This window comes from Enterobacter sp. 50793107 (assembly GCF_001463365.1).
Classification (GTDB): Bacteria; Pseudomonadota; Gammaproteobacteria; order Enterobacterales; family Enterobacteriaceae; genus Enterobacter; species Enterobacter cloacae.
The window spans coordinates 44,235-55,720 of record NZ_LNII01000069.1 but is presented as its reverse complement, the minus strand read 5'-3'; the positions used below and the strand labels follow the sequence as shown (position 1 = coordinate 55,720).

At 56.8% G+C, this 11,486-nt stretch carries 14 protein-coding genes; 11 read left to right on the top strand and 3 right to left on the bottom strand.

The genetic code is table 11. The annotated features are described in order from the left end of the window. Nucleotides 1-153: 153 nt before the first annotated feature. Nucleotides 154-957: an inositol-1-monophosphatase gene (suhB, locus tag APU11_RS09515; protein WP_013098296.1), complete on the bottom strand. Its 804-nt coding sequence runs from the start codon at nt 955-957 to the stop codon at nt 154-156. A gap of 131 nt (nt 958-1,088) precedes the next feature. Between suhB and trmJ the strand changes: the two genes are divergently transcribed. The 11 genes from trmJ to sseB all read left to right on the top strand — a co-directional run bounded on the left by trmJ (nt 1,089) and on the right by sseB (nt 9,850). Beyond that, a complete protein-coding gene (gene trmJ / locus APU11_RS09510) occupies nt 1,089-1,814 on the top strand; it encodes a tRNA (cytosine(32)/uridine(32)-2'-O)-methyltransferase TrmJ (protein ID WP_013098295.1) in 726 nt (241 codons plus the stop codon). Nucleotides 1,815-2,050: 236 nt separating this feature from the next. Then, nucleotides 2,051-2,542, top strand: coding sequence for a Fe-S cluster assembly transcriptional regulator IscR (gene iscR, locus APU11_RS09505; protein WP_013098294.1), 492 nt, complete (start codon nt 2,051-2,053; stop codon nt 2,540-2,542). A 117-nt stretch (nt 2,543-2,659) separates the two neighbouring features. Then, nucleotides 2,660-3,874 carry a cysteine desulfurase gene (gene iscS, locus APU11_RS09500; RefSeq protein WP_003860663.1) on the top strand — a complete coding sequence of 405 codons (1,215 nt, stop codon included), beginning with the start codon at nt 2,660-2,662 and terminating at the stop codon, nt 3,872-3,874. Between the two features lie 24 nt (nt 3,875-3,898). Then, nucleotides 3,899-4,285 carry a Fe-S cluster assembly scaffold IscU gene (gene iscU, locus APU11_RS09495; protein WP_003860661.1) on the top strand — a complete coding sequence of 129 codons (387 nt, stop codon included), beginning with the start codon at nt 3,899-3,901 and terminating at the stop codon, nt 4,283-4,285. Between the two features lie 13 nt (nt 4,286-4,298). Next, complete coding sequence (gene iscA / locus APU11_RS09490) at nt 4,299-4,622, top strand: iron-sulfur cluster assembly protein IscA (RefSeq protein ID WP_003860659.1); 324 nt, start codon at nt 4,299-4,301, stop codon at nt 4,620-4,622. 80 nt (nt 4,623-4,702) lie between these two features. After that, on the top strand, nt 4,703-5,218 hold the full coding sequence (hscB, locus tag APU11_RS09485) for a co-chaperone HscB (protein ID WP_020690034.1): 516 nt from the start codon (nt 4,703-4,705) through the stop codon (nt 5,216-5,218). A gap of 14 nt (nt 5,219-5,232) precedes the next feature. Then, nucleotides 5,233-7,083: a Fe-S protein assembly chaperone HscA gene (gene hscA, locus APU11_RS09480; protein ID WP_013098292.1), complete on the top strand. Its 1,851-nt coding sequence runs from the start codon at nt 5,233-5,235 to the stop codon at nt 7,081-7,083. Between the two features lies 1 nt (nt 7,084). Then, entirely contained in the window at nt 7,085-7,420 is a 336-nt protein-coding gene (gene fdx, locus APU11_RS09475; RefSeq protein ID WP_003860652.1) for an ISC system 2Fe-2S type ferredoxin, read from the top strand. Between the two features lies 1 nt (nt 7,421). Beyond that, nucleotides 7,422-7,622: a Fe-S cluster assembly protein IscX gene (iscX, locus tag APU11_RS09470; protein WP_003860650.1), complete on the top strand. Its 201-nt coding sequence runs from the start codon at nt 7,422-7,424 to the stop codon at nt 7,620-7,622. Between the two features lie 53 nt (nt 7,623-7,675). Continuing rightward, nucleotides 7,676-8,962, top strand: coding sequence for an aminopeptidase PepB (gene pepB / locus APU11_RS09465; RefSeq protein ID WP_013098291.1), 1,287 nt, complete (start codon nt 7,676-7,678; stop codon nt 8,960-8,962). A gap of 111 nt (nt 8,963-9,073) precedes the next feature. Next, a complete protein-coding gene (gene sseB, locus APU11_RS09460) occupies nt 9,074-9,850 on the top strand; it encodes an enhanced serine sensitivity protein SseB (RefSeq protein ID WP_020690031.1) in 777 nt (258 codons plus the stop codon). A gap of 17 nt (nt 9,851-9,867) precedes the next feature. Here the strand turns inward: sseB and APU11_RS09455 are convergent, their stop codons facing one another. Together APU11_RS09455 and sseA are read right to left on the bottom strand one after the other, a co-directional pair. Then, nucleotides 9,868-10,638: a MurR/RpiR family transcriptional regulator gene (locus APU11_RS09455; RefSeq protein ID WP_013098289.1), complete on the bottom strand. Its 771-nt coding sequence runs from the start codon at nt 10,636-10,638 to the stop codon at nt 9,868-9,870. After that, nucleotides 10,638-11,483: a 3-mercaptopyruvate sulfurtransferase gene (gene sseA, locus APU11_RS09450; protein WP_058651812.1), complete on the bottom strand. Its 846-nt coding sequence runs from the start codon at nt 11,481-11,483 to the stop codon at nt 10,638-10,640. The genes APU11_RS09455 and sseA overlap by 1 nt, the downstream gene beginning before the upstream one ends. Between the last annotated feature and the right edge of the window lie 3 nt (nt 11,484-11,486).

The window sequence follows — 11,486 nt, the reverse complement described above, 5'->3', positions numbered from 1 at the left end:
GGTAAAGACGCGGAGAAAAATTTCTGGCAGACTGTCTGTAAAGGCACGATGAGGTCTCTTCTGATTTGTTAGCGCAACCAGTAGATCACACTTCATCGTGCTTTTCATTTTTCTGGGGAACCCTCAGCCCACAGGGAGAGGGAATTACCGGGATTAACGCTTCAGCGCATCGCTCAGTTCATCACGCATGTTTGCCAGCATGGCTTTAACAACGCGTGGGTTACCTGCAACGATGTTGCCGGTAGACATATAGTTATGGCCGCCGGTGAAATCGCATACCAGTGCGCCTGCTTCACGCGCGATCAGCTCGCCCGCAGCAAAGTCCCACGGCTTCAGCGCCAGTTCGAAGTAACCGTCAACGCGGCCGGTCGCCACGTAGGCCAGATCCAGCGCGGCAGAGCCGGTGCGACGGAAGTCCGCGCATTCGGTGAACAGTTTGCCGAGGATATTCATGTAGGTGGTTGCGTGCTGTTTCGCCTTGAACGGGAAACCGGTCGCCAGAATGGTGCCGTCCAGATCGCGTGCATTGCTGCAGCGCAGACGGTAACCGTTCAGCTGCGCGCCCTGACCGCGGGTAGCGGTGAACAGTTCGTTACGCATTGGATCATAAACAACGGCAACTTCAGTACGGCCTTTAATGCGTACTGCGATAGACACAGAGAAGTGTGGCAGGCGTTTAACGAAGTTGGTGGTGCCATCCAGTGGATCGATAACCCATTGAACATCCTGATCGGTACCTTCATGTTCACCGCTTTCTTCGGTGATGATGGTGTGCTGTGGGTAAGATTTGCGGATCGTTTCGATAATAATCGCTTCTGCGGCTTTATCGACGTTAGTCACGAAATCATTGCTGCCTTTCTGGCTGGTTTCTACGGAGTCTGGCGTTTCGTAGTGTTTGGCAATTACATTACCCGCCTTGCGCGCTGCGCGCACGGCGATGGTCAGCATCGGATGCATCGGTCTCTCTCACTGGATGTTAAAGAACAGGAAAATCGGCGCAGAGTATAGCAGCGGGATCGGAATATGTCTCTCGTTTATGATAATATGCCCGAATATTCTTTAGACACTGAATTCAGACATCCAAAACTATGCTGCAAAACATTCGAATCGTGCTGGTCGAAACATCGCATACCGGCAATATGGGCTCCGTTGCCCGCGCTATGAAAACCATGGGCTTAACGAATCTGTGGCTGGTTAATCCGCTGGTGAAACCGGACTCTCAGGCCATCGCACTGGCCGCCGGTGCCAGCGACGTGATTGGCAACGCGCAAATTGTTGATACCCTGGACGAAGCGCTGGCGGGTTGCAGTCTGGTCGTCGGTACCAGCGCGCGTTCCCGTACGCTGCCGTGGCCAATGCTCGACCCGCGCGAATGCGGCCTGAAAAGTGTCTCAGAAGCGGAACAGGCGCCTGTGGCGCTGGTGTTTGGGCGTGAGCGCGTCGGCCTGACCAATGACGAACTGCAGAAGTGCCATTACCACGTCGCAATTGCGGCGAACCCGGAATACAGCTCGCTGAACCTGGCGATGGCGGTACAGGTCATTGCCTACGAAGTGCGGATGGCCTGGCTGGCGACCCAGGAGAAAGTGGCAGAACCGAAAGAAGAGACCGCCTATCCGCTGGTGGACGATCTGGAGCGCTTCTATGGTCACCTGGAGCAGACGCTGCTCTCTACCGGTTTTATCCGCGAAGGCCATCCGGGGCAGGTGATGAATAAGCTGCGTCGTCTGTTCACCCGTGCGCGTCCGGAAAGCCAGGAGCTGAACATCCTGCGTGGGATTCTGGCGTCGATTGAGCAGAAGAATAAAGAGTAGTGTCGTCTGTTCGCCGGGTGGCGCTGCGCTTACCCGGCCTACAAAACCCGTAGGCCCGTGCAAGCGCAGCGCCGCCGGGCAAAAGAATACGGCACGGAAGGTTAAATACCTGACTAAAACAGTCAAGTAAATAGTTGACCAATTTAGTCAGGAATGTCAGACTTGGCCCTGCTATGCAATACCCCATTTTACTATAAAAAACCCCGGGCAGGGGCGAGTTTGAGGTTAAGTAAGACATGAGACTGACATCTAAAGGGCGTTATGCCGTAACCGCGATGCTGGACGTTGCGCTCAACTCCGAAGCGGGCCCGGTTCCGTTGGCTGATATTTCTGAACGACAAGGGATCTCCCTCTCTTATCTGGAACAGCTGTTCTCCAGACTGCGTAAAAATGGACTGGTTTCCAGCGTTCGTGGCCCAGGCGGCGGTTATCTGCTGGGTAAAGACGCGGGCAGTATTGCGGTTGGCGAAGTCATTAGTGCGGTTGACGAATCCGTTGACGCGACCCGTTGCCAGGGTAAAGGTGGCTGCCAGGGCGGCGATAAGTGCCTGACCCACGCGCTGTGGCGCGATCTGAGCGACCGCCTGACCGGCTTCCTGAACAACATCACCCTCGGTGAACTGGTGAATAACCAGGAAGTTCTGGATGTATCGGGCCGTCAGCACAGCCAGGAATCTCAACGCAGCACCCGCGCGCAGGACGCTATCGACGTTAAATTACGCGCGTAATAAAAAGATAAGTATTTCAGAATCAGGCCGGGGCGAAGCTGCCCCGTGTACTCGGTCGTACATCCAGCCGGTTGCCTGATTCCTTGCATTGAAGCGATGTACGGAGTTTATAGAGCAATGAAATTACCGATTTATCTCGACTACTCCGCAACCACGCCGGTGGACCCGCGTGTTGCCGAGAAAATGATGCAGTGTCTGACCCTGGACGGAAACTTTGGTAACCCAGCTTCCCGTTCACACCGTTTTGGCTGGCATGCTGAAGAGGCGGTGGATATCGCCCGTAATCAGATTGCTGACCTGGTGGGTGCCGACCCGCGTGAGATTGTGTTCACCTCCGGTGCGACCGAATCCGACAACCTGGCGATCAAAGGTGCAGCCAACTTTTATCAGAAAAAAGGCAAGCACATCATCACCAGCAAAACCGAACATAAAGCCGTGCTGGACACCTGCCGTCAGCTCGAGCGTGAAGGCTTTGAAGTCACTTACCTGGCGCCACAGAGCAACGGTATTATTGACCTGAAAGAGCTCGAAGCGGCGATGCGTGATGACACCATCCTGGTTTCCATCATGCATGTAAACAACGAAATCGGCGTGGTGCAGGATATCGCGACCATCGGCGAAATGTGCCGTGCGCGCGGCATCATCTATCACGTTGATGCGACTCAGAGCGTGGGCAAACTGCCTATCGACCTGAGCCAGCTGAAAGTCGACCTGATGTCCTTCTCCGGCCACAAAATCTATGGCCCGAAAGGCATTGGCGCGCTGTACGTTCGTCGTAAGCCACGTATCCGCATTGAAGCGCAAATGCACGGTGGCGGTCATGAGCGCGGCATGCGTTCCGGTACGCTGCCTGTTCACCAGATCGTGGGCATGGGCGAAGCTTACCGCATTGCGAAAGAAGAGATGGAAACCGAGATGGCACGCCTGCGCACGCTGCGTAACCGTCTGTGGGACGGCGTGAAAGATATGGAAGAAGTGTATCTGAACGGCGATCTCGAGCAGGGCGCACCCAACATCCTCAACGTGAGCTTCAACTATGTTGAAGGCGAATCGCTGATCATGGCGCTGAAAGACCTGGCGGTCTCTTCCGGTTCTGCCTGTACGTCTGCAAGCCTGGAGCCATCCTACGTGCTGCGCGCGTTGGGTATGACTGACGAGCTGGCACACAGCTCTATCCGTTTCTCTTTAGGTCGTTTCACTACCGAAGAAGAGATTGACTACACCATCAAGCTGGTTCGCAACTCCATCGGCCGTCTGCGTGACCTTTCTCCACTGTGGGAAATGTTCAAGCAGGGCGTGGATCTGAACAGCATTGAATGGTCACATCACTAATCGGTACATAAGGAGAATTCAATCATGGCATACAGCGAAAAAGTTATCGATCATTACGAGAACCCGCGCAACGTTGGCTCTTTTGACAACAGCGACGAGAGCGTAGGAAGCGGTATGGTTGGCGCGCCAGCTTGTGGCGATGTGATGAAGTTGCAGATTAAAGTCAACAATGAAGGTATCATTGAAGACGCGCGCTTCAAGACCTACGGCTGCGGTTCTGCTATCGCGTCCAGCTCCCTGGTCACCGAGTGGGTGAAGGGCAAGTCTCTGGACGAGGCACAGGCAATCAAGAACACGGATATTGCTGAAGAACTCGAACTGCCGCCGGTGAAAATTCACTGTTCTATCCTGGCAGAAGACGCGATCAAAGCCGCCATTGCGGATTACAAAAGCAAACGTGAAGCAAAATAATTGAGGTTTGAGTATGTCGATTACCCTTAGCGACAGCGCTGCCGCGCGAGTAAGCTCTTTTCTGGCGAACCGTGGTAAAGGCTTTGGCCTGCGACTGGGCGTACGTACCTCCGGCTGTTCTGGTATGGCTTACGTACTGGAGTTTGTTGACGAACCAGCGTCCGATGACACTGTGTTTGAAGACAAGGGCGTGAAGGTGGTGGTCGATGGCAAAAGCCTGCAATTCCTCAACGGCACTCAGCTGGACTTTGTAAAAGAAGGCCTGAACGAAGGGTTCAAATTCACGAACCCGAACGTCAAAGACGAGTGTGGTTGCGGCGAAAGCTTCCACGTTTAATCGCGCGTCATCCGAAACCCCACCGTGGCTTTATTTGCTACGCGTGGGGTTTGTTCTAACAGGCTACCCCTGAGATTGTTATGGATTACTTCACTCTCTTCGGTTTACCCGCTCAATACCCGATTGATCTCCAGGCGCTGACGATCCGTTTTCAGGACCTGCAGCGTCAGTATCATCCGGACAAATTCGCCAGCGGTACTCAGGCTGAACAACTGGCTGCGGTGTCGCAATCCGCGACCATCAACCAGGCCTGGCAGACGCTGCGCCATCCGCTGGCGCGTGCAGAATATCTGCTTTCGCTCCACGGCTTTGATCTGGCGAGCGAACAACACACCGTACGCGACACGGCGTTTCTGATGGAACAGCTTACGCTTCGCGAAGAGCTGGATGAGATTGAACAGGCCAAAGACGAAGCGCGTCTGGAAGGGTTCATCACGCGCGTGAAGGGCATGTTTGATACCCGCCATCAGCAGATGGTGGCGCAACTGAACAACGAGACCTGGGACGTGGCGGCAGACACTGTGCGCAAACTCCGTTTTCTCGATAAACTGCGAAGCAGTGCTGAACAACTCGAAGAAAAGCTGCTCGATTTTTAATTTCGGAAGCAATTATGGCCTTATTACAAATTAGTGAGCCTGGCTTAAGTGCCGCACCGCACCAGCGTCGTCTGGCGGTGGGTATTGATCTCGGCACCACCAATTCCCTCGTGGCAACCGTGCGTAGCGGCCAGGCGGAGACGCTGGCTGACGAGCAGGGCCGCCATCTGCTGCCTTCCGTGGTCCACTACCAGCAGCAGGGCCACGCGGTGGGCTTTGATGCCCGCGCTAACGCCGCGCGCGATCCGGCGAATACCATCAGCTCCGTTAAGCGGATGATGGGCCGCTCGCTGGCCGATATTCAGACCCGTTACCCGCATCTGCCGTATCAGCTGCAGGCCAGTGAAAACGGCCTGCCGATGATTGCGACTGCGGCCGGGCTGCTGAACCCAATTCGCGTATCCGCTGACATCCTTAAGGCGTTGGCGGAGCGTGCGACGGCAACGCTCGGCGGCGATTTAGACGGTGTGGTGATTACCGTTCCGGCCTACTTTGATGACGCACAGCGTCAGGGCACCAAAGACGCCGCGCGTCTGGCGGGCCTGCACGTGCTGCGCCTGCTGAACGAACCGACGGCGGCAGCGATTGCCTACGGCCTCGACTCCGGTCAGGAAGGGGTGATTGCGGTTTACGATCTCGGCGGCGGCACCTTTGATATCTCGATCCTGCGCTTAAGCCGTGGGGTGTTTGAAGTGCTGGCGACCGGCGGGGACTCCGCGCTGGGCGGCGATGACTTTGACCATCTGCTGGCGGATTACATTCGCGAGCAGGCGGGTATCAGCGATCGCAGCGATGCCCGCGTACAGCGTGAACTGCTGGATGCGGCCATCGAGGCCAAAATTGCGCTAAGCGATGCTGAGTCAGTCAGTGTGAACGTGGCGGGCTGGCAGGGTGAGATCGCCCGTGAACAGTTTAACGATCTGATCGCCCCCCTGGTGAAACGCACGCTGTTAGCCTGCCGTCGTGCGCTGAAAGATGCCGGCGTTGAGGCGGATGAAGTGCTGGAAGTGGTCATGGTGGGTGGTTCCACCCGCGTACCGCTGGTGCGTGAGCGTGTAGGCGAATTTTTTGGCCGCACGCCGCTGACCTCCATTGACCCGGACAAAGTGGTTGCCGTGGGCGCGGCGATTCAGGCGGATATTCTGGTCGGCAACAAGCCGGACAGTGAAATGCTGCTGCTGGACGTTATCCCGCTGTCGCTGGGTTTAGAGACCATGGGCGGACTGGTGGAGAAAGTCATTCCGCGCAACACCACCATTCCGGTGGCACGTGCGCAGGAGTTCACTACCTTTAAAGACGGTCAGACGGCCATGTCCATTCACGTGATGCAGGGCGAACGCGAACTGGTGCAGGACTGCCGCTCGCTGGCGCGCTTTGCGCTGCGGGGCATTCCGGCGCTGCCTGCGGGCGGGGCGCATATTCGCGTCACCTTCCAGGTGGATGCGGACGGCCTGCTGAGCGTCACGGCGATGGAAAAATCGACTGGTGTCGAATCGTCCATTCAGGTGAAGCCGTCCTACGGCCTGACCGATGGCGAAATCGCCTCCATGATTCAGGACTCAATGAGTTACGCCGAGCAGGATGTGAAGGCGCGTATGCTGGCCGAACAAAAAGTGGAAGCCGCACGCGTGCTGGAAAGCCTGAACGGCGCGCTCGCTGCCGATGCCGCGCTGTTAAGCGCCGCTGAGCGTCAGGTGATTGACGAGGCTGCTGCGCACTTAAGCGTGGTCGCCCAGGGCAATGACGCTGACGCAATAGAAGAAGCCATTAAAAACGTTGATAAACAAACCCAGGACTTTGCTGCTCGCCGCATGGACAAATCTGTCCGCGTCGCGCTGAAAGGCCAGTCCGTGGACGAGGTTTAATATGCCAAAGATTGTTATTTTGCCTCATGCGGACCTCTGTCCGGATGGCGCTGTTCTGGAAGCGAAGACCGGTGAAACCATTCTCGATGTTGCCCTGCGTGCAGGTATCGAAGTGGAACACGCCTGTGAAAAATCCTGTGCCTGCACGACGTGCCACTGCATCGTGCGTGAAGGTTTCGACTCGCTCGCCGAGAGCACCGAAGACGAAGATGACATGCTGGATAAAGCATGGGGTCTGGAGCCCGACAGCCGCTTAAGCTGCCAGGCAGCGGTGACCGACGAAGATCTGGTCGTGGAGTTCCCACGCTACACCATCAACCACGCACGCGAGCATTAATATGGGACTGAAGTGGACAGACAGCCGTGAAATCGGCGAAGCGCTCTACGACGCTAACCCGGATCTCGATCCAAAAACCGTACGTTTCACCGATATGCATCAGTGGATCTGCGATTTAGAGGATTTTGACGACGATCCCAACGCATCCAATGAAAAAATTCTGGAGGCGATTCTGTTAGTCTGGTTAGATGAAGCAGAGTAAATCACGTAACGGGCTGCCTTCAGGCGGCCCGTTTGCTAATAAGGATAAATAAAATGACCGAAGCGATGAAGATTACGCTCTCTACGCAACCCGCCGATGCGCGTTGGGGCGAAAAAGCCACTTACAGTATCAACAACGACGGTATTACCCTGCACCTGACGGGCAACGACGATCTGGGCCTGATCCAGCGCGCCGCGCGTAAAATTGATGGGCTCGGCATTAAGCATGTCTCTCTGGCAGGCGAGGGCTGGGACACCGACCGCAGCTGGGCGTTCTGGGCCGGTTATAAAGGGCCAAAAGGCACCCGCAAAATTGAGTGGGCCAACCTTGACGAAGCCGGTCAAAAAGAGCTGGAAAGCCGCCTGACCATTATCGACTGGGTACGTGACACCATTAACGCACCGGCAGAAGAGCTGGGGCCGGAACAGCTGGCACAGCGCGCCGTTGACCTGCTGTGCGGCGTGGCCGGCGACAACATGTCTTATCGCATCACCAAAGGTGAAGACCTGCGCGAGCAGAACTACATGGGCATTCACACCGTGGGTCGTGGCTCTGAGCGTCCACCGGTGCTGCTGGCGCTGGACTACAACCCAACCGGCGATAAAGACGCGCCAGTGTTTGCCTGCCTGGTCGGGAAAGGTATCACCTTCGACACCGGTGGCTACAGCCTGAAGCAGAGCGCGTTCATGGACTCCATGAAATCCGACATGGGCGGGGCGGCAACCATTACCGGTGCGCTGGCGTTTGCGATTACCCGTGGCCTGAAAAAACGCGTGAAGCTGTACCTGTGCTGCGCGGACAACATGGTAAGCGGTAACGCCTTCAAGCTGGGCGACATCATTCGCTACCGCAACGGCAAAAATGTTGAAGTGATGAACACCGATGCAGAAGGCCGTCTGGTGCTGGCCGATGGCCTGATCGATGCTTCTGCCCAGAAGCCAGAGTTGATTATCGATATGGCCACCCTGACCGGCGCGGCAAAAACGGCGCTGGGTAACGACTACCATGCGCTGTTCAGCTTTGACGACAAGCTGGCGGCCCGCCTGCTGGCAAGTGCTGCGGCAGAAAACGAACCGTTCTGGCGTCTGCCGCTGGCTGAGTTCCACCGCAGCCAGCTGCCGTCAAATTTTGCCGAACTGAACAACACCGCGAGCGCGGCATACCCGGCGGGTGCAAGCACCGCAGCAGGCTTCCTGTCCCACTTCGTTGAGAACTATCACGAAGGCTGGCTGCATATCGACTGCTCCGCAACCTACCGTAAAGCGGCAGTTGAGCAGTGGTCTGCGGGCGCGACCGGCCTGGGCGTGCGTACCGTGGCGAACCTGCTGACGGCTGAGTAATGCTTTTTGCCCTCACCCTAACCCTCTCCCACGGGGAGAGGGGATGGTTTGCTCCCTCTCCCTTGAGGGAGAGGGCCGGGGTGAGGGGAAAATTCGACATCTGGAATTGTTATGTCCGAAACCAAAAACGAATTAGAAACCCTGCTGGAACAGGCGGCGACCGAGCCCGCCCACCGTCCGGCATTTTTCCGCACGCTGCTGGAATCCACCGTCTGGGTGCCAGGAACCGCGGCGGAAGGTGAGCAGGTTGTTGAAGACAGCGCGCTGGATCTGCTGCACTGGGAGAAAGACGACGGCACCTCGGTGATCCCGTTCTTTACCTCGCTTGAAGCGCTGCAGACCGCCGTTGAAGACGAACAGGCGTTCGTAGTGATGCCGGTGCGCACGCTGTTCGAAATGACGCTGGGCCAGACGCTGTTCCTTAATGCGAAACTGCCGACCGGGAAAGAGTTCACGCCGCGTGAAATCAGCCATCTGATTGGTGAAGAGGGTAACCCGCTCAGCACCCAGGAAGTGCTGGAAGGGGGCGAAACGCTGCTGCTCTCTGAAGTGGCCGAACCGCCAGCGCAGATGATCGATTCCCTGACCACGTTGTTCAAAACCCTGAAGCCGGTAAGACGCGCGTTCCTCTGTTCGATTAAAGAGCAAGCGGATGAACAGCCGGTACTGTTGATTGGTATTGAAGCTGACGGCGATATCGACGAGATCATCCAGGCGGCGGGCAGCGTGGCCACTGATACGTTGCCGGGCGATGAGCCAATTGATATCTGCCAGGTGAAGAACGGTGAGAAGGGCATCAGCCACTTTATTACCGAGCACATCACACCGTTTTATGAGCGTCGCTGGGGCGGTTTCCTGCGCGATCTCAAAACCAACCGCATCATCTGATTACAGCGGGGTGACTGTCACCCCGTTGCTTCCAGCAGCAGTAAATCCATCAGCAGTACCAGATTCGACTCAAACGACGTCACCCCTGCGGCTTCCGCGGCGTAATGCACCGCCTCGTCATAGAGAGCGAAGTGCACGTCCGCCATGCCCGCCAGCGTATTGGCCGAGGCGCGGGTAAACGCGACAATCGTCATCCCGACGTTTTTGGCGATCCGCGCTTTATCCAGCACCTGCTCTGTTTCGCCGCTGCGCGAGACGGCAATAAATACCTGATAACGGGCGGCGTTACTGAGAAAGATGTTCCGGCTGTCACCCGGCCCGGAGATAAACGCCGTTTTCCCCAGCACCTGCAGTTTTTTGGTCAGGTATTCGGCAAACAGATAGGAAAACCCGGCACCGTAGAGAAAGAAGCTCTCTTTGTGACGCAGCAGGTCGGCAAACTGCAGACGCTTCTCATCGGTCACCCACTGGAATGTCTGCTGATAGTTGGCAATAAACTGGCTGAACAGCGCGGGCAACTGCGGAAGGGCGTTTCCTTGCGTCGTAATATGCGGCGTGTCGGTGAGGAGCTGTTTGCAGTGCCAGATAAACTCGCTAAACCCGCTGAACCCCAGCTTCTGACACAGCCGCATAATCGTCGCGGTAGAGACAAATGTCGCCTGCGCCAGTTCCCGCACCGTGATGTTACCCACCAGCAGTGGATGCTCCGTAAGATGTGCGAGTACGCGATATTCCGCGCGGGTCAGCGATTCCCCGCGCGTTAACAGCGTGGCCAGGCGGTTATCCATTATTTCGCGGGTTCAACCGGCAGGTCGTCCCGCGCACCCCACTCACTCCAGGCGCCATCGTACAGCGTGACGTCGTTTACGCCGAGCGTGGCGAGCGCCAGGATCACCACGCAGGCCGTTACGCCGGAACCGCAGCTGGCAATAATCGGACGGTGTAAATCCACGCCCTGACGATCAAAAATCGCGCGTAGCTCATCGGTGGTTTTCAGTTCGCCCTCAAACACCAGATCGCCCCACGGCACGTTCAACGCCCCCGGAATGTGTCCGCGTTTCAGGCCAGGGCGAGGTTCGTCCGCTTCAGCGTTAAAACGTGCGGCAGGACGCGCATCGACGATTTGAGCAGTGTTTTCATGGCTGACGACCAGCACGTCGGTCAGGCGTTTCACCACATTTGCGTCAAACGTCGCGTCAAAATCCCCCTCCGGCAGCGTCACGTCCCCCTGCTGCAGCGGCAGTTCGTCGCGCTTCCAGCCAGCCAGACCCCCCGCCAGAATCGAGACTTTCTCGACGCCGAAGTTTTTCAGCATCCACCACGCGCGCGGGGCAGAGAAGAGGTTACCTTCATCATAAACAACGAGGTGTTTGTCTTTGCTGATGCCCAGCTCGCGCATCGCTACGGAGAAGGCTTCCGGGCGCGGCAGCATGTGCGGCAGAGGGGAGGTGTGATCGGAGAGGGTTTCGATATCAAAAAATACCGCGCCCGGCAGGTGCCCTGCGCGGTATTCACCGGGAACGTCACGATGCTCCTGGCCCGGAGGAGCCATACGCGCGTCAATAATCTGCACTTCAGGATCGTCGCCGTGCTCAATCAGCCAGTCGGCGGCGACAAAATATGAGGTGGACATGGG

Bases quoted from the DNA above. Each gene is read 5' to 3' on its own strand.
- suhB (WP_013098296.1), bottom strand. From the start codon at position 957: ATGCATCCGATGCTGACCATCGCCGTGCGCGCAGCGCGCAAGGCGGGT.
- trmJ (WP_013098295.1), top strand. From the start codon at position 1,089: ATGCTGCAAAACATTCGAATCGTGCTGGTCGAAACATCGCATACCGGC.
- iscR (WP_013098294.1), top strand. From the start codon at position 2,051: ATGAGACTGACATCTAAAGGGCGTTATGCCGTAACCGCGATGCTGGAC.
- iscS (WP_003860663.1), top strand. From the start codon at position 2,660: ATGAAATTACCGATTTATCTCGACTACTCCGCAACCACGCCGGTGGAC.
- iscU (WP_003860661.1), top strand. From the start codon at position 3,899: ATGGCATACAGCGAAAAAGTTATCGATCATTACGAGAACCCGCGCAAC.
- iscA (WP_003860659.1), top strand. From the start codon at position 4,299: ATGTCGATTACCCTTAGCGACAGCGCTGCCGCGCGAGTAAGCTCTTTT.
- hscB (WP_020690034.1), top strand. From the start codon at position 4,703: ATGGATTACTTCACTCTCTTCGGTTTACCCGCTCAATACCCGATTGAT.
- hscA (WP_013098292.1), top strand. From the start codon at position 5,233: ATGGCCTTATTACAAATTAGTGAGCCTGGCTTAAGTGCCGCACCGCAC.
- fdx (WP_003860652.1), top strand. From the start codon at position 7,085: ATGCCAAAGATTGTTATTTTGCCTCATGCGGACCTCTGTCCGGATGGC.
- iscX (WP_003860650.1), top strand. From the start codon at position 7,422: ATGGGACTGAAGTGGACAGACAGCCGTGAAATCGGCGAAGCGCTCTAC.
- pepB (WP_013098291.1), top strand. From the start codon at position 7,676: ATGACCGAAGCGATGAAGATTACGCTCTCTACGCAACCCGCCGATGCG.
- sseB (WP_020690031.1), top strand. From the start codon at position 9,074: ATGTCCGAAACCAAAAACGAATTAGAAACCCTGCTGGAACAGGCGGCG.
- APU11_RS09455 (WP_013098289.1), bottom strand. From the start codon at position 10,638: ATGGATAACCGCCTGGCCACGCTGTTAACGCGCGGGGAATCGCTGACC.
- sseA (WP_058651812.1), bottom strand. From the start codon at position 11,483: ATGTCCACCTCATATTTTGTCGCCGCCGACTGGCTGATTGAGCACGGC.